The 15,247-nt window shown below is 56.9% G+C and carries 17 protein-coding genes; 11 read left to right on the forward strand and 6 right to left on the reverse strand.

Going from position 1 to position 15,247, the window contains the following annotated elements; all coding sequences use genetic code 11:
* Positions 1 to 9 precede the first annotated feature (9 nt).
* From mnmE to PAF17_RS11720, 5 genes are read left to right on the forward strand one after another with little or no spacing between them, the layout of a single operon-like run.
* Positions 10 to 1,275 (forward strand): tRNA uridine-5-carboxymethylaminomethyl(34) synthesis GTPase MnmE, encoded by a 1,266-nt coding sequence (mnmE, locus tag PAF17_RS11700; protein WP_271889280.1) that lies wholly within the window; start codon positions 10 to 12, stop codon positions 1,273 to 1,275.
* Between the two features lie 12 nt (positions 1,276 to 1,287).
* Positions 1,288 to 3,147 carry a tRNA uridine-5-carboxymethylaminomethyl(34) synthesis enzyme MnmG gene (gene mnmG, locus PAF17_RS11705; RefSeq protein WP_271889281.1) on the forward strand — a complete coding sequence of 620 codons (1,860 nt, stop codon included), beginning with the start codon at positions 1,288 to 1,290 and terminating at the stop codon, positions 3,145 to 3,147.
* Positions 3,144 to 3,740: a 16S rRNA (guanine(527)-N(7))-methyltransferase RsmG gene (gene rsmG / locus PAF17_RS11710; protein ID WP_271889282.1), complete on the forward strand. Its 597-nt coding sequence runs from the start codon at positions 3,144 to 3,146 to the stop codon at positions 3,738 to 3,740. Before mnmG ends, rsmG begins: the two co-directional genes overlap by 4 nt.
* On the forward strand, positions 3,733 to 4,518 hold the full coding sequence (locus tag PAF17_RS11715; protein ID WP_271889283.1) for a ParA family protein: 786 nt from the start codon (positions 3,733 to 3,735) through the stop codon (positions 4,516 to 4,518). Before rsmG ends, PAF17_RS11715 begins: the two co-directional genes overlap by 8 nt.
* 1 nt (position 4,519) lies before the next feature.
* Entirely contained in the window at positions 4,520 to 5,413 is an 894-nt protein-coding gene (locus tag PAF17_RS11720; RefSeq protein WP_271889284.1) for a ParB/RepB/Spo0J family partition protein, read from the forward strand.
* A gap of 38 nt (positions 5,414 to 5,451) precedes the next feature.
* Here the strand turns inward: PAF17_RS11720 and PAF17_RS11725 are convergent, their stop codons facing one another.
* Genes PAF17_RS11725 through rph form a run of 5 tightly spaced genes read right to left on the reverse strand, consistent with a single transcriptional unit; the run spans position 5,452 to position 8,667 of the window.
* Positions 5,452 to 5,805 carry a YbaN family protein gene (locus tag PAF17_RS11725; protein ID WP_271889285.1) on the reverse strand — a complete coding sequence of 118 codons (354 nt, stop codon included), beginning with the start codon at positions 5,803 to 5,805 and terminating at the stop codon, positions 5,452 to 5,454.
* 1 nt (position 5,806) lies between these two features.
* Positions 5,807 to 6,985 carry a radical SAM family heme chaperone HemW gene (hemW, locus tag PAF17_RS11730; RefSeq protein ID WP_271889286.1) on the reverse strand — a complete coding sequence of 393 codons (1,179 nt, stop codon included), beginning with the start codon at positions 6,983 to 6,985 and terminating at the stop codon, positions 5,807 to 5,809.
* Positions 6,982 to 7,356: a RidA family protein gene (locus PAF17_RS11735; protein WP_271889287.1), complete on the reverse strand. Its 375-nt coding sequence runs from the start codon at positions 7,354 to 7,356 to the stop codon at positions 6,982 to 6,984. The genes hemW and PAF17_RS11735 overlap by 4 nt, the downstream gene beginning before the upstream one ends.
* Complete coding sequence (gene rdgB, locus PAF17_RS11740) at positions 7,349 to 7,957, reverse strand: RdgB/HAM1 family non-canonical purine NTP pyrophosphatase (protein WP_271889288.1); 609 nt, start codon at positions 7,955 to 7,957, stop codon at positions 7,349 to 7,351. Before rdgB ends, PAF17_RS11735 begins: the two co-directional genes overlap by 8 nt.
* On the reverse strand, positions 7,954 to 8,667 hold the full coding sequence (gene rph, locus PAF17_RS11745) for a ribonuclease PH (protein WP_271889289.1): 714 nt from the start codon (positions 8,665 to 8,667) through the stop codon (positions 7,954 to 7,956). Before rph ends, rdgB begins: the two co-directional genes overlap by 4 nt.
* A gap of 72 nt (positions 8,668 to 8,739) precedes the next feature.
* On the opposite strand from rph, the gene hrcA reads away from it, so the two are divergent.
* The 5 genes from hrcA to PAF17_RS11770 all read left to right on the forward strand — a co-directional run bounded on the left by hrcA (position 8,740) and on the right by PAF17_RS11770 (position 12,974).
* Positions 8,740 to 9,795 (forward strand): heat-inducible transcriptional repressor HrcA, encoded by a 1,056-nt coding sequence (hrcA, locus tag PAF17_RS11750; protein ID WP_271889290.1) that lies wholly within the window; start codon positions 8,740 to 8,742, stop codon positions 9,793 to 9,795.
* Positions 9,796 to 9,802: 7 nt separating this feature from the next.
* Positions 9,803 to 10,333 carry a nucleotide exchange factor GrpE gene (locus PAF17_RS11755; RefSeq protein ID WP_271889291.1) on the forward strand — a complete coding sequence of 177 codons (531 nt, stop codon included), beginning with the start codon at positions 9,803 to 9,805 and terminating at the stop codon, positions 10,331 to 10,333.
* A 112-nt stretch (positions 10,334 to 10,445) separates the two neighbouring features.
* The gene (gene gfa, locus PAF17_RS11760; protein ID WP_271889292.1) at positions 10,446 to 11,030 is read left to right on the forward strand and encodes an S-(hydroxymethyl)glutathione synthase; all 585 of its coding nucleotides are present in this window, start codon (positions 10,446 to 10,448) and stop codon (positions 11,028 to 11,030) included.
* A gap of 99 nt (positions 11,031 to 11,129) precedes the next feature.
* Positions 11,130 to 12,257 (forward strand): S-(hydroxymethyl)glutathione dehydrogenase/class III alcohol dehydrogenase, encoded by a 1,128-nt coding sequence (locus PAF17_RS11765; protein WP_271889293.1) that lies wholly within the window; start codon positions 11,130 to 11,132, stop codon positions 12,255 to 12,257.
* Positions 12,258 to 12,338: 81 nt separating this feature from the next.
* A complete protein-coding gene (locus tag PAF17_RS11770; protein WP_271889294.1) occupies positions 12,339 to 12,974 on the forward strand; it encodes an ATP-dependent Clp protease proteolytic subunit in 636 nt (211 codons plus the stop codon).
* A gap of 54 nt (positions 12,975 to 13,028) precedes the next feature.
* Here PAF17_RS11770 and PAF17_RS11775 read toward each other — a convergent pair whose 3' ends face one another.
* Complete coding sequence (locus PAF17_RS11775) at positions 13,029 to 14,186, reverse strand: BamA/TamA family outer membrane protein (protein ID WP_271889295.1); 1,158 nt, start codon at positions 14,184 to 14,186, stop codon at positions 13,029 to 13,031.
* Positions 14,187 to 14,396: 210 nt separating this feature from the next.
* Here PAF17_RS11775 and fghA point away from each other — a divergent pair, with 210 nt between their 5' ends.
* A complete protein-coding gene (gene fghA / locus PAF17_RS11780; protein ID WP_271889296.1) occupies positions 14,397 to 15,230 on the forward strand; it encodes an S-formylglutathione hydrolase in 834 nt (277 codons plus the stop codon).
* The last annotated feature ends 17 nt before the right edge of the window (positions 15,231 to 15,247 follow it).

Genomic DNA, 15,247 nt, shown 5'->3' on the forward strand with positions numbered 1-15,247 from the left:
GAGGCTGAGATGGACCTGATTTATTCCGAGGCCACCCCGCCAGGGCGGGGGGGCGTTTCGGTCATTCGGATTAGTGGAGATGGAGCTCGCGATCTTGCCGAGCTTCTCTGCGGGTCTATGCCAGATCCGCGCCATGCATATTTTCGGACTCTTCGCTATAAAGGCGAGGAACTCGATCATGCATTGGCCATCTGGTTTGAAGATGGATCAAGCTTCACGGGGGAAGAGGTCGCAGAACTTCACCTGCATGGGGCGCCAGTAATTTCTCGTCGGGTCCAGGCTGTTCTTGCTATGTCGGGTGCACGCCAGGCTGAAGCAGGTGAATTTACCCGAAGGGCCTTTCTTAATGGCCGTATGGATCTGGCCGAAGTTGAAGGGCTTGGCGATCTTCTTGAAGCGGAAACAGAGCTTCAACGGCGACTTGCACTGCGCAGTAGCGGCGGTGAACTGGGGACAAAGGTTGCTGCTTGGCGAGAGTTGCTGATCAGGGCGGGTGCGCTTGTAGAGGTCAGTGTCGATTTCGCCGATGAAGAAGTGCCCGATGACATTCCAAGCGAAGTATTCGATCTATTGCAGCAGCTGCGTCAGGAAATTGATGCCGAGATTTCAGGTTTTCCGGCGGCAGAAAGGTTGCGGACCGGATTCGAAGTGGCCATTGTCGGTCCCCCAAACACAGGAAAATCAAGCTTTATCAATCGTATAGCAAAGAGAAACGTTGCACTTGTTTCAGATATCGCGGGAACAACAAGAGATATTATTGAACTGCGGATTGATCTGAAAGGTATTGCGGTAACGCTTCTCGATACGGCTGGTTTGCGTGAGACCGATGATGTTGTCGAAAGTCTTGGTGTTGACGCCGCAAGAATAAGAGCCGAGGCTGCGGATCTTAGAATTCACCTATCCGAGTTCGGCGATGCGGATACCGAGCTGTTTGTTCCTGGGGATATTGTGGTGCGCAGCAAATCTGATCTTTCTACCGGTGAAGATGGGATGTCTGTTTCAGCTTTGAATGGGAACGGATTTGATGATCTCCTGCAGAGGCTGTACTCAATTCTTCAAGAACGTATTTCAGGCGCCTCTATTATCAGTCACGAGCGGCAGGCATCAGCACTTCGAACTGCGGCGGCTTCACTTGATGTTGATACGGACCTACCGGCTGAAATTGTGGCGGAGTCGATTCGTCAAACAGCGGTTTCGTTGGATCGATTGCTTGGCCGAATCGGTGCGGAAGAGTATCTAGATGTAATCTTCTCGTCTTTTTGCATCGGGAAATAGAGGGTGTTTCACGTGAAACAATTTGACGTCATTGTTATCGGGGCAGGCCACGCAGGATTGGAAGCGGCTTGCGCAGCAGCGCGCATGGGTGTCGCTACTGCGCTGGTTACAATGCAAAAGTCAGATCTCGGTTCACTGTCGTGTAATCCCGCCATTGGTGGATTGGGAAAAGGCCATCTTGTCCGTGAAATCGATGCACTTGACGGTGTCATGGGGCGATTGGCGGATCGTGCCGGTATTCAATTTCGGCTGTTAAATCGTCGGAAGGGACCGGCGGTTCAAGGCCCGCGCGCACAAATGGATCGGTCGCTCTATCGGGAGGCGGCTGGAGAACTCGTCACCCGGCAAACGAATCTTTCTTTGTTGTTGGGCGAAGTGGCTGGATTGACTGAAAAATCTGGCAAAATTGTAGGTATCGAGCTTGCGGACGGAACCAAACTGTCAGCTGCTGCCGTTATTCTCACGACCGGCACTTTTCTAAATGGCGTTATCCATATTGGTGAAGAAAGCCGGTCCGCCGGGCGTTGGGGAAATCAACCATCAAATCGTTTGGCCGATTCAATACGGGACTTCGGCGTTTCTTTCGGCCGGTTGAAAACGGGTACACCACCAAGACTCAAGGGAAAGACTATCAACTGGGCAGGGTTGGAAGTGCAGCCAGGTGATGACGTTCCAACGATGTTTTCTTATCTGAGTGAGGCACCGGCAGCTGAGCAGATTTCGTGCGGTGTCACACATACAAATGAGCATACCCATAATATTATTCGGGAAAATCTATCTCGCTCTGCCATGTATGGCGGGCATATTTCCGGGCGAGGACCCAGGTATTGCCCGTCAATTGAAGATAAAATTGTTCGTTTTCATGACAAAACCTCGCATCAAATATTTCTAGAACCAGAGGGCCTGAATGACGACACCGTTTATCCCAATGGTATCTCCACTTCGCTTCCATTGGATGTACAAGAGGCATATGTCAGGTCAATAAATGGGCTTGAATCTGTACAAATCCTTCAGCCTGGCTATGCCGTAGAGTATGATTATGTGGATCCGCGATCTCTGGACGCGACGTTGGCAATGCGTTCGGTTGAAGGATTGTTTCTTGCCGGGCAAATCAACGGCACTACTGGATACGAAGAGGCCGCGGCACAGGGCTTGGTGGCCGGTTTAAATGCCGCAAAATTGGCGCGCAACGAAGAGATGATCCGGTTCAGTAGAACAAATAGTTACCTCGGTGTCATGATTGATGATCTGACAACTCGAGGGGTGACCGAGCCGTATCGAATGTTTACGTCGCGCGCGGAATTCCGGCTAACCCTGCGCGCAGACAATGCAGACCAACGTCTTACACCTCTTGGAATTGACTTGGGCTGCGTTTCTAGTCAGAGAAAAGAATTTTTCCTTGATCGCCAAGAACGCTATGAAAAGGCGCGTGAAATTGGTCAATCTAGCTTGTTTTCACCAACAGAGCTATCGCGCGCAGGTCTTAAAGTGCGAATGGATGGGCAGAAACGCTCGGCATTTGCGCTTCTGGGCTTAGGGACCATAGATAGAAGTACGATTCTTGATCTTGAACCGAGATTGACTGAATTTTCTTCGGAAACCTTAGCGCAGCTTCAGAACGATGCGCTATATGCACAATATAGCGATAGGCAGGCTCAGGATGCTGCGGCGCTCCGTTCAGATGAAGCGGTCTATCTACCAGAAGACCTAGATTATGCAAAGATATCAGGACTTTCCGCCGAGTTGACTGCGAAGTTGGTAGATGTAAAGCCTAGAACATTAGCCGCGGCTGCGAAGATCGAAGGGATAACACCTGCCGCGCTTTCGCTTATTGTTGCAATCACACGAACCAAGTCCAGGAAAACTGCATGAAGGTTGATGTTTCACGTGAAACAATGGACCTCCTGAAAGAATTTCAGGCACTCGCGGAAAAGTGGAATTCGAGAATAAACTTGGTTTCTGGATCCACTCTGCCAGCATTTTGGGACCGACATATCTCTGATTCACTTCAAATTTTTGAGAATGCCGCGCCTTTTTCTGGTCATTGGGCTGATTTAGGTTCTGGAGGTGGGTTTCCAGGAATCGTTCTTGCGGTTGCATTCCGCGAAACAGATCTTTCTTTTACGCTTGTTGAAAGCGATCAGCGTAAAGCAACATTTCTGCGCACAGCTATTCGGGAATTATCACTCACTAACGCAAAAGTGAAATGTGATCGGATTGAGCGCATACCTTCGTTGAATGCTGATTATGTTTCGGCACGCGCTTTGGCGGGCTTACCGGTTCTACTGACGTTTCTGGATCTGCACCTGAGAGCTTCCGGAGAAGCCTGGCTTCTCAAAGGTCGGAACTGGCAAGCAGAAGTTGATGAGGCCAGAGAAAATTGGGCATTCAATCTTGAGACTTTTCCAAGTAAGACAAGTGATGAGGCAGCTGTACTGAAGGTGAGCGAGGTTTCCCATGTCTGAGACCTGTATTGTGGCTATCGCCAATCAGAAAGGCGGGGTGGGAAAAACTACGACCGCGATCAATCTTGGTGCCGCTCTTGCCAAGCTGGGTCATCAGACGATCCTGGTAGATTTGGATCCTCAGGGGAATGCGTCAACCGGTTTGGGTATCGATCTCGAGCAGCGAGAGTTGAATGTTTACGATCTTCTTGCCGGCGATGAGTCTCTGGAAGAATGTGCCCTCGGCACAGATATTGACAACCTCAAAGTCGTTCCCGCGACATCTGATCTGGCGTCAGCGGATGTCCAGCTTTCGCAAGTACAGGACCGCATTCGGCTTTTGCGGAGAAAGCTGACGGATTCATCGCAGGGGAAGATTGTTCTGATTGACTGTCCGCCCGCGCTTGGTTTGCTGACATTGAATGCAATGGTTGCGGCAGACAGTGTATTGGTTCCATTGCAAGCCGAATTTTATGCTTTGGAAGGGCTGTCCCAACTGCTTTCGACTGTGCAGCACGTTCGTCAAACCGCCAACCCAGATCTTCGAATTAACGGCGTTCTTTTGACAATGTCTGATTATCGAAACAACTTGTCCCAGCAAGTCGAAGCTGATGCCCGCGAAACCTTGGGAGAGCTTGTTTATCAAACCGTGATCCCTCGGAATGTCCGTGTGTCCGAGGCGCCGTCGCATGCCCAGCCCGTATTGGTCTACGATCCTGCCTCGAAGGGCAGCTTGTCTTATATAAAATTTGCGGAAGAATTCGCCACACGCGCGAGAATTGCCAGGGAGGTGGCGTAAAATGGGGGATAACAAGCTGGCAAAACGGGGGCTGGGACGCGGCCTTTCTGCATTGATGGCCGATATGGATCTGTCGACTGCGGAACCCGCAAATCCGACACGCGATCGGACCATGATCCCGATTGAACAGATTACGGCCAATCCAGATCAGCCACGGCGCAGTTTTGAGCCGGAAGCATTGCGGGAACTGGCCGATTCACTGAAAAACCGCGGGGTTCTTCAGCCGTTGATCGTGCGTCCGCATCCACAGGACGATGGAATTTTCCAGATCGTTGCAGGTGAGCGGCGTTGGCGCGCTGCGCAAATGGCGCAGCTGCATGAATTGCCCGTGATTGTTCGCCAACTGTCCGATACAGAAGTATTGGAAGTCGCGATTATCGAGAATATTCAACGCGCTGATCTGAACGCGATCGAGGAAGCGGCGTCCTTCCGCCAGCTTATGGATCGCTTTGGTCACACGCAAGAGCGTTTGGCAGATGCCCTGAACAAAAGCCGCAGTCATATCGCAAATCTGCTGCGCCTGTTGAACCTTCCGGATCAAGTTCAGGATTTCGTCAAGGAAGGCAAATTGTCGGCCGGTCACGCGCGTGCGTTGATCACAGCGCCCAATCCGGCTCTGCTTGCCCGAAAGGTGATGGAAAAAGGGTTGTCAGTGCGCGAAACCGAGGAACTGGTGCGCAAACAGATCAATCCTGATGAGCAAGGCAAAAAACCGGCCCGCCGGCAACGAGAGAAAGATGCCGATACGCGCGCCTTGGAATCGGACCTTTCCGCTCAGCTGAGCATGAAGGTTTCGATCGATCACGGTGGCACAAAGGGCGGAACGATCGCCATCGCCTACAAGGATCTGGAGCAGCTGGATCAACTTTGCCAAATTCTAGGCGGGCACCGCTGATATTGTAGAATCCAGCACTCGGCGCACCATATAAGCGATTATAGGTCCGGACGGGTGGTGACATAGACACCGACAACGGCGCAGATACTTGCCTGCGTGGCGACCACCCAGACGGGCATTCCGACCCAGAAGGAAATGGCAATTCCGAATGTCATTGCGCCAACAGCCCAGATCTTGGCGTTTCTGCTTATGGCACCGCGTTCCTGCCAGGCACGAACTGAGGGGCCGTATGTCGGATGTTCCTGGATCTTGCGCCGCAACTCGGGCGAACTTTTTGCAAAGGCCCATGCGGCAACCAACAGGAACGGTACCGTCGGCATGACGGGCAGGGCGATGCCGATAATGGCCAAGCCCAGAAAAAACGCCCCGAACGCATACCAGAACAATCGCATGTCAATCCGCCAATTCGCGCAATATCGCATTCAGGACGGGCCTGCCTTCGGCTGTCGTGGCCAGACGCCCGTCAGATCGTGTGATCATACCCATATCGGTTAGATGGGCGATTGTCCCGGGCACAAGTTCGTGTCCGACCAGACGTTCGTAGCGGGCTATATCCATACCCTCGTGCAGCCGCATCGACATGAGCAGATATTCCAATGCCATCTCTTCGGTCGGCACCAGGGATCTGTCCTTGTCGCCGGTGCCATTCTGGGTGACCGCTGCCAGCCATTCTCCGGGGGCGCGATACGCTTCGGTTGCATAGCGTCCATGGGGCAGGGTGATCCTGCCATGGGCACCGGGTCCGACGGCGACCCAGTCTCCTTGACGCCAATAGATCAGGTTGTGGCGGCTTTCCGATCCCGGTGCAGCATGGTTCGATGTTTCATAGCCGGGCATTCCGGCCGCCGCGCAGATCTCTTGCGTTTCAAGATACATATCTGCGGCCAGATCGTCGGTAGGCAGGTCGCGCAGCTTTCCTGCCGCTGCGCGCGCGCCAAAGGCTGTGCCGGGCTCTACGGTCAGTTGATAGAGCGAGAGGTGGTCGACCGCCATGGCGATGGCTTCGCGCAGTTCGTTGCGCCATTGGTCGATGCTTTGGTTCTGGCGTGCGTAAATCAGGTCAAAGCTGACCCGGTCAAAGCAGTCGCGGGCCACGTCAAAGGCCGCGCGGGCCTCGGCCACGGAATGCAGGCGCCCTAGGCGCCGAAGATCCTGATCGTCCAGAGCCTGTATGCCCATGGACAGACGATTCACGCCGGCCTGAGCATAGCCGCGAAAGCGGCCCATTTCGACGCTGGTCGGATTTGCCTCGAGCGAGATCTCGATATCATTTGCAAAGCCCCAGCCCCGTCTTGCGGCGCGGATGACGTGATCGACGGTTTCGGGTTGCATCAGCGACGGGGTGCCGCCGCCAAAGAAGATGCTGTTCAGATGCCTGCCGGGCAACTCGGCTGCAAGACGGTCGATTTCCCGAGCCAGCGCAGCAGCCCATCGGGTCTGGTCGATGTGATCGACAACATGGCTGTTGAAATCGCAATAGGGGCATTTGGCGGCGCAGAAGGGCCAATGAACATATAGTCCGAACCCGCCTGCGCGCCAGTCATCGGTCAATTGAGGGGCGTTTTCCGTCATTCGCGTAGCGCCGTAGCTTCAATCTCGATTTTCATTTCCGGACGGATCAGCCCCGCAACAATCATCGTTGCGGCCGGTCGAATATCACCCAATGCTTCTTGCAGGGCGGGGGCAAGGTCGGGAACCATTGCGGCATCCGTGATTGTATATTGGACGCGCATGATGTCGGTGGGGCTGAACCCCGCCTGCTCCAGAACATCGAAGATCGTGGCAAAGCAGTTGCGGGCCTGCTGGCCCACATCCTGCGGCATGACCATGGTTTTGTAATCATAGCCGGTGACGCCCGAGACAAAACACCATTTGTCCCGGACGATTGCGCGGCTATAGGCCATTTGACTTTCGAATGGCGAGCCGGTCGATATCCTATGCAAAACAGGTCTCGATCATCTGGCTGACAGCCAGAGCACGATGGCTGAGGCTGTTCTTTTGATCGGCGCTCATTTCGCCCAGGGTCACTTCATGCCCGTCCGGCATGAAGATAGGGTCATAGCCATGCCCTTCGGCACCACGAGGGGGCCAGACGACGCGACCCGGCAACACCCCCTCGAACACTTCGTCATGACCATCAGGCCACATCAGGACAAGAGTGCAGCGAAACTGGGCGTTGCGGGGTTCAGCCGCCTGAACGGCCTCCAGCTCGTTCCAGGTGCGCTGCATGGCCATTGCGAAATCGCGCCCGTTGCCGGTTTCCGCCCAATCGGCAGTATAGACACCGGGGGCACCATTCAGGGCGTCGACGCTGATGCCGCTGTCGTCTGACAGGGCAGGCAGGCCGGTGGCCTCGACGGCAGAGCGCGCCTTGATACGCGCATTGCCGACGAAATTGTCCTCGGTTTCGACGGGTTCGGCCAGGGCGGTTTCGGCGGCGCCGATAACCTCGACGCCATACGGGGTCAACAAGGCGCGCATCTCGGCCAGCTTTCCGGCATTGTGGGTCGCCACCAAAAGTTTCTTTTCGGTGAACTTCCTCATGCGATCGCGGCCTTCTGGGCGGCGACAAGTTCCTGCATGCCGGCATCGGCCAGATCCAGCAACTGGTTCATTTCATCGCGCGAAAAGGTTGCCCCCTCGGCGGACATCTGCACTTCGATCAACTTGCCTGAACCGGTCAGGACAAAGTTGCCGTCGGTGCCCGCTTCGCTGTCTTCGGCGTAATCCAGATCCAGCACCGGCTGACCGGCATAGATTCCGCAGCTGACAGCGGCGACGTGATCGACGATGGGATCGCTGTGCAGAACGCCTGCGGACATCAGCTTGTTCACGGCAAGGCGCAATGCGACCCAGCCACCGGTGATCGACGCGCAGCGCGTGCCGCCGTCGGCCTGAATGACATCGCAGTCGATGGTGATCTGACGTTCACCCAGCGCAACACGATCGACGCCGGCGCGGAGGCTGCGCCCGATCAGGCGTTGGATTTCCTGAGTGCGGCCCGATTGCTTGCCCTGCGCGGCCTCTCGGCGGTTGCGGGTGTTGGTGGCGCGGGGCAGCATTCCGTATTCTGCCGTCACCCAGCCAAGGCCGGTGCCCTTGAGAAAACGGGGCGGATTATCCTCGATCGAGGCGCTGCACAGAACATGGGTGTTGCCACAACGGATCAGGCATGATCCCTCGGCATGGCGCATCACACCGGTTTCGATTGAAATTGGGCGCATTTGGCTTAGATTCCGGCCTGAAGGGCGCATGGGTATTCCTTTCGGTGAAGATTGGCTGCCCAATACAGGTCTGCGCCGGCATCACGCAAGCCCGTGTAGGATATGAACCAGGAAACGCTGCTCTCTGAACTGAACGACCGGTCCCGCGAAGTGTTTCGCCGGGTGGTCCAGACCTATCTTGAAACCGGCGAGCCGATCGGTTCGCGCAGCTTGACGCGTGAACTGTCCGAAAAGGTCAGCGCGGCCACTGTCAGAAATGTGATGCAGGATCTGGAATTTCTGGGCCTCCTGGACAGCCCGCATGTTTCGGCGGGGCGTTTGCCATCACAATTGGGGCTGCGGCTGTTCGTCGACGGCATGATGGAGATAGACAATGTCACACCGACCGACCGGGCCGCCATCGACCAGACCCTGGGCAATGATGATCCCGATACGGGCATGCTTCTTGATCGTGTCAGCACGACGCTCAGTTCGCTGACGCATGGGGCGTCACTGGTCCTGATGCCCAAACATGAAGCGCCTATCCGCCATATCGAATTCGTCAGTCTCGCGCAGGATCGGGCGCTGGTCGTGCTGGTCTTTGCCGATGGGCATGTCGAGAACCGGATCTTTACGCCGCCGCCGGGGCAAACGCCGTCATCCATGCGCGAGGCCGGGAATTTCCTGAATGCCATGGCCGAGGGCAAGACCGTCCCGGAATTGCGCAGTCACATGGCCCGCGAAATCGCGGCCCGGCGGCGCGAACTGGACGTATTGGCCGCCGAGCTGGTGGAATCGGGTCTGGCGCTGTGGGATACGGAGGCGACGGATCCGCGCCTGATCGTGCGCGGCCGCGCCAACCTGCTGGATAGTGAGGCGGCGGATCTGGACCGGATACGCGTGCTGTTTGACGATCTGGAACGCAAACGCGACATCGTCGAGTTTCTGGAACTGACCGAACAGGGTGATGGTGTGCGCATTTTCATTGGCTCCGAGAACAAGCTTTTTTCACTTTCGGGTTCCGCTCTGGTGGTTTCACCCTATATGAATGCCGACCGAAAGATTGTAGGCGCGGTGGGCGTCATCGGTCCGACGCGGTTGAACTATGGCCGTATCGTACCGATTGTCGACTACACCGCCCAACTGGTCGGGCGCGTGTTGTCCGGCCGGAAAGGATAAGTTGAGAATGACCGAACAGAACGAACAGCCGCTAGACGACATCATCGAAGACCCGCTGGCCGATCCTTCGGACGAGATCGAAGCGGTCCGGGCCGAGCGCGACGAGTTCCGCGACAAATGGATGCGGGCCTTGGCCGATGCCGAGAATTCGCGCAAGCGTGCCGACAAGGATCGCCGCGACGCCGAGCAATATGGCGGTTCGCGCCTGGCGCGCGACCTGCTGCCGGTTCATGACGCCCTGACGCGCGCGCTTGATGCCGCAACCGATGAACAACGCGAAGCTGCCGGTGCCTTGATCGAAGGTGTCGAACTGACGCTGCGCGAGTTGTCGAATGTTTTTGCCAAGCACGGCATCACGGTGATTCGCCCTGAACATGGTGAAAAATTCGACCCGACCTGGCACGAAGCAATGTTCGAAGCCGCCGTTCCAGGCACCGTGGCTGGCGAAATCATTCAGGTCATGGATAACGGTTTCCGCCTGCATGACCGCCTGTTGCGCCCGGCAAAGGTTGGTGTCAGCTCGACCCCGGCCAGCTGATTTCTGCCCCTGCGCCGTGCGGATCACGCGCGGCGCTACAACCTTCCTCTGACTTGCCGATTTTTCCCGCCCGCGCGAACTTTAGGGGATTCGGTCAACGCAGGAGGGGACCATGGCAGCAACGGAAGGGGTGAAAATTCACCCCGCAGTCGACGGTGGTGTCAGGCCGGGCAACCCGTCCTTTGGCGGTGGTGTGCTGTCGTGTCATTGCACAACCGACCCGGTGGCAATCCGCATCAACGCCCAGACCTCGCATAACCATATCTGCGGTTGCAGCAAATGCTGGAAGCCGGTTGGCGCGCTGTTCAGTCAGGTGGCCGTGGTGGCGCGTGACAGTATCCAGATTCTGCAAAACGCCGATAAACTGGAGGTCATCGATTCTGCGGCCGCCATTCAGCGACATCGCTGCCGTGATTGCGGTGTGCACATGTATGGTCGGATCGAAGACAAGCAGCACCCGTTCTACGGTCTGGACTTTGTTCACACCGAATTGTCACCGGACCGGGGATGGTCGGCACCGGAATTCGCCGCCTATGTCAGCTCGGTGATTGAAACGGGTGTCGATCCTTCCCGGATGGGCGCGATCCGGGCGCGGTTGCGCGAACTGGGCCTTGAACCCTATGACGTGCTTTCCCCTGCATTGATGGACGCTATCGCGACGCATGTCGCGAAACGGACAGGAACCATTCCCGCTTGACGAAGCAGGCATATCAATCGAAACGCGGCCCTTGGGGATCAAACCCAACGCCCTTCTGGCCAACGGAATCTGACGAACTTGAATGACAGGAGACAGCAAATGAGAACCCGCGCTGCAGTGGCCGTAGAGGCCGGCAAACCGCTTGAGGTGATGGAGGTCAATCTGGAAGGGCCCAAGGCTGGCGAGGTCCTGATCGAGATCAAGGCGACCGGTATCTGCCATACCGATGAGTTCACCCGTTCGGGTGCCGACCCCGAGGGCATCTTTCCGGCAATTCTGGGACATGAGGGCGCGGGCGTCGTGCTGGAGGTCGGCCCCGGCGTGACCTCGTTGAAGCCGGGCGATCACGTCATTCCGCTATACACCCCGGAATGCCGCGAATGCGCGTCCTGCCTGTCGGGCAAGACCAACCTGTGCACGCGGATCCGCGCGACGCAGGGTCAGGGCCTGATGCCCGATGGCACCACCCGCTTTTCGATGCTGGATGGCACGCCGATCTATCACTACATGGGCTGCTCGACCTTCGCCAACCACACCGTCCTGCCCGAGATTGCGCTTGCCAAGGTCCGAGAGGACGCGCCTTTCGACAAGATCTGTTATATCGGCTGTGGCGTGACCACCGGGATCGGCGCCGTCATCAACACCGCCAAGGTCGAGATCGGCGCCAAGGCCGTTGTCTTCGGTCTGGGCGGGATCGGCCTGAACGTCATTCAGGGCCTGCGCATGGCCGGTGCCGACATGATCATCGGTGTCGATCTGAACGACGACAAGAAGGAAATGGCCGAGCGTTTCGGCATGACCCATTTCGTCAATCCGAAGAATGTCGAGAATGTCGTTCAGGAAATCGTCGAGATGACGAAAACCCCGTTCGACGACATTGGTGGCGCGGATTACAGCTTTGATGCGACGGGCAACGTCAAGGTCATGCGCGATGCGCTGGAATGCACCCATCGCGGCTGGGGGCAATCGGTCGTTATCGGCGTCGCGCCTGCGGGTGCCGAAATCAGCACCCGCCCGTTCCAGCTGGTCACCGGCCGGGTCTGGAAGGGCACGGCATTTGGCGGCGCGCGCGGGCGCACCGACGTGCCGAAAATCGTCGATTGGTATATGGACGGCAAGATCGAGATCGACCCGATGATCACCCACACCATGGGGCTTGATGACATCAACAAGGGCTTCGATCTGATGCATCATGGTGAATCGATTCGTTCGGTCGTGCTTTACTGATCCTTCACGGCTGCTTAGGTAAAAGAACGGCGGGGCCGCTGGTCCCGCCGTCGCTATGAGAAAAAGGCAAGGAGCAGGCCCATGCGCCATCAGTGGCTGGACGATGATGACGACAATGATGACGATGATCGCCCCGAACAGGGCGGCAAGGATGGTGGCCTGGGCCTTCCCGAAGGCGACAATATCGGCAAGCTGTATTTCAAATCGCGCACGGTGATCGTTGCCGGCGCAATCAATGACAAGCTGGCGCAGCGCACGGTTGCCCATCTTCTGGCCCTGGCCGAAGAAAGCGATGATCCGATCAACATGCTGATTTCCTCGCCTGGCGGGCATGTGGAATCGGGCGACATGATCCATGACGTGATCAAGTTCATCCGTCCGACCGTCCGCACCATCGGCTCGGGCTGGGTGGCCAGTGCCGGCGCGCTGATCTTTGTCGGCGCGGAAAAGGAAAACCGCTACTGCCTGCCCAACACGCGCTTCCTGATCCACCAGCCCTCGGGTGGTATTGGCGGCACGTCCTCGGACATGATGATTCAGGCCGAACAGGTCCGCCTGATGCGCGACCGCCTGAACCAGATCTTTGCCGATGCGACGGGGCAGAAGCTCGACAGGATCGAACAGGACACGCAGCGCGATTTCTGGCTGAACACGCAAGAGGCGCTGGATTACGGTCTTTTGGGTCAGGTCATCCGTTCGGTCGATGAACTGAAGTGATCCTTGGGGTGGCGGGGCCGGATGGCCCTGCCATCTTCATTGGCAAGGTTGCGCTCAATCCATGCTGCGCGACCAGGCGTGGCCGAACTGAATATAGACGATATGCTCTTCCGGCCCCTTGGCGATATCCAGTCCGACATCCAGTCCCAGCTTGCGCGCAATCCGATACCGGATACCCGCCCCATAGGTCCAGATTCCGTCTTCTGCCTCGAATATATCGGAACTGCTGACCGTCGTTTCGCCATAGCCGCCAAAGGCGACGCCAGCCCATCGCGATGTCAGCTGGCGACGGAATTCGACTTCGGTGCTGAATGCGGCATCGCCGGCATATCGTCCGGCCTGAACGCCGCGCAAATCGACGGAGGGCGCAATGAAGAACGGTGAATCTCCGTCGACCATGTTGACCGTGCCCAGAATCCCCATGCCCCACTTAGCGCCCAGATCGGCAAAGCTGGAAATTGCAAACTGCGTGTTGGTGAAATTCGCGTCGCTTCCGATCGCCTTGCCATAGGCGTCGAATTTCAGGACCGCGTTCACGCCATCGGTCGGGGTGAACGGGTTGTTGCGTGTGTCATAGTGCAGCGATGCCCCCACCGCGGCATAGCGTTTGACATCAAGAAGATCATCGACCCTGTCGCGTAACCTTTCGAATTCGGGCGTCAATCCTCGGCTTGAGGACAGTGACAGGTCCGCCTGGCGATAGATAAGGCGCGGGCCGGCCCAGAAGTCACTATCGCCCAAGCGCATCCGTGCCGTTCCGAACAGACCATAGGTCATGTTTTCATAGTTGATTGGCTGACTGAGGCCGAAAGGAAAGATCGGCAAGGTGATATCGGCGGCCCCGAAGCCCAGTTTGTATCGCACATCGCCGTCAAACATGCTGCCGCTGCGCAGGATACCTCCGGCGGTGGACTCGTTTCCGGTGCGTGCAATGCCGAACATGGTGCGGGTGGGTTGATCGCCCGGCGTATCGGGGTTTCGGATGAATTGCCCGATTATGCCGAAACCACCGTCCACAGCCGGTTCGGTAATGATGACCGGCACGGGAATGAACCCGCCTTTCTCAAGAAATTCGGATGCATCAAGCCGGCCATCCTGCGGGTCGATGAATTGTGAGAACTCGAATGCCTCGGCCTGTTGATATGGGCCGAAGGACAAGATCACGGCCAAAAGGCCGCCCAGGGGAACGCGTTGGTGCATATGTTGGGTCATGTGGCCATCATTCCAGCACGGCGCGTCAAAGCAAAAGATTTCGCCGTCGGGTTGCCTGCAAATCTGCCCCTCTGTCGTTTTCGTGTCGCCACGGACACGATTGCCCTCGTCCCTTTGTGTGGCATCTGGTGTTTTCGCGTTGCTCTTGGTGCGGGTCACGGGTTTTGTGGGGCGCAGATAGGGATTTAGATTTTCTGAAAGGGGCATCGCGTGAGCATCGAGACAGTTTCCGAAAACCGCAGCTTTGGCGGGACGCAGGGCGTCTATCGCCACAAATCGCAAACCACGGGCACCGAGATGACATTCGCCCTGTTCCTGCCCGAAGAGGCACAGCATGGCCGTGTTCCGGTGCTGTGGTATCTGTCGGGGCTGACCTGCACGCATGAAAACGCCATGACCAAGGCTGCCGCACAGGAATGGTGTGCCGAGGCAGGCATTGCCATCGTGTTTCCCGACACGTCGCCGCGCGGCGACGATGTTGCCGACGATGACGCCTATGATCTGGGCAAGGGCGCCGGGTTCTATGTGAACGCGACCCAGGATCCGTGGAAGCCGCATTTCCAGATGTGGCAGTATATCGTTCATGAATTGCCCGAACTGGTTGGCGACAACTTTCCGATTGATCGCGATGCGATGGGAATTACCGGACATTCAATGGGCGGCCACGGCGCGCTGACAATCGCGATGACCCATCCCGATCGCTACAGATCCGTTTCGGCTTTTGCGCCCATTGCCAACCCGACGGAATCGGATTGGGGCAGGAAACAGCTTTCGGCCTATCTGGGCGATGACAAGGCTGCCTGGCGGGCGCATGACGCGACAATCCTGATGACCGAAAAGGGCTATCCGGGCGAAGTCCTGATAGATCAGGGCAGCAGCGACCAGTTTCTTGACCTGCTCAAGCCCGAGGCATTGGCACAGGCGATGATGGCGCGCCGCCAGCCGGGCCAGTTCCGGATGCAGCCCGGCTATGACCACAGCTATTTCTTCGTGCAGACCTTCATGGCCGATCACGTGCTTTGGCATGCCGAACGGCTGGCCTGAGTAATTTTGCCAATAGT

Source organism: Paracoccus onchidii (assembly GCF_028294535.1).
Classification (GTDB): domain Bacteria; phylum Pseudomonadota; class Alphaproteobacteria; order Rhodobacterales; family Rhodobacteraceae; genus Paracoccus; species Paracoccus onchidii.

Excerpts from the sequence above, each read along its gene's own strand:
- rph (WP_271889289.1), bottom strand. The coding sequence starts at position 8,667 with ATGCGCCCTTCAGGCCGGAATCTAAGCCAAATGCGCCCAATTTCAATC.
- PAF17_RS11770 (WP_271889294.1), top strand. The coding sequence starts at position 12,339 with ATGCGCCATCAGTGGCTGGACGATGATGACGACAATGATGACGATGAT.
- PAF17_RS11765 (WP_271889293.1), top strand. The coding sequence starts at position 11,130 with ATGAGAACCCGCGCTGCAGTGGCCGTAGAGGCCGGCAAACCGCTTGAG.
- PAF17_RS11715 (WP_271889283.1), top strand. The coding sequence starts at position 3,733 with ATGTCTGAGACCTGTATTGTGGCTATCGCCAATCAGAAAGGCGGGGTG.
- hrcA (WP_271889290.1), top strand. The coding sequence starts at position 8,740 with ATGAACCAGGAAACGCTGCTCTCTGAACTGAACGACCGGTCCCGCGAA.
- gfa (WP_271889292.1), top strand. The coding sequence starts at position 10,446 with ATGGCAGCAACGGAAGGGGTGAAAATTCACCCCGCAGTCGACGGTGGT.
- rdgB (WP_271889288.1), bottom strand. The coding sequence starts at position 7,957 with ATGAGGAAGTTCACCGAAAAGAAACTTTTGGTGGCGACCCACAATGCC.
- mnmE (WP_271889280.1), top strand. The coding sequence starts at position 10 with ATGGACCTGATTTATTCCGAGGCCACCCCGCCAGGGCGGGGGGGCGTT.
- PAF17_RS11775 (WP_271889295.1), bottom strand. The coding sequence starts at position 14,186 with ATGACCCAACATATGCACCAACGCGTTCCCCTGGGCGGCCTTTTGGCC.
- hemW (WP_271889286.1), bottom strand. The coding sequence starts at position 6,985 with ATGACGGAAAACGCCCCTCAATTGACCGATGACTGGCGCGCAGGCGGG.
- PAF17_RS11755 (WP_271889291.1), top strand. The coding sequence starts at position 9,803 with ATGACCGAACAGAACGAACAGCCGCTAGACGACATCATCGAAGACCCG.
- PAF17_RS11725 (WP_271889285.1), bottom strand. The coding sequence starts at position 5,805 with ATGCGATTGTTCTGGTATGCGTTCGGGGCGTTTTTTCTGGGCTTGGCC.
- PAF17_RS11720 (WP_271889284.1), top strand. The coding sequence starts at position 4,520 with ATGGGGGATAACAAGCTGGCAAAACGGGGGCTGGGACGCGGCCTTTCT.
- rsmG (WP_271889282.1), top strand. The coding sequence starts at position 3,144 with ATGAAGGTTGATGTTTCACGTGAAACAATGGACCTCCTGAAAGAATTT.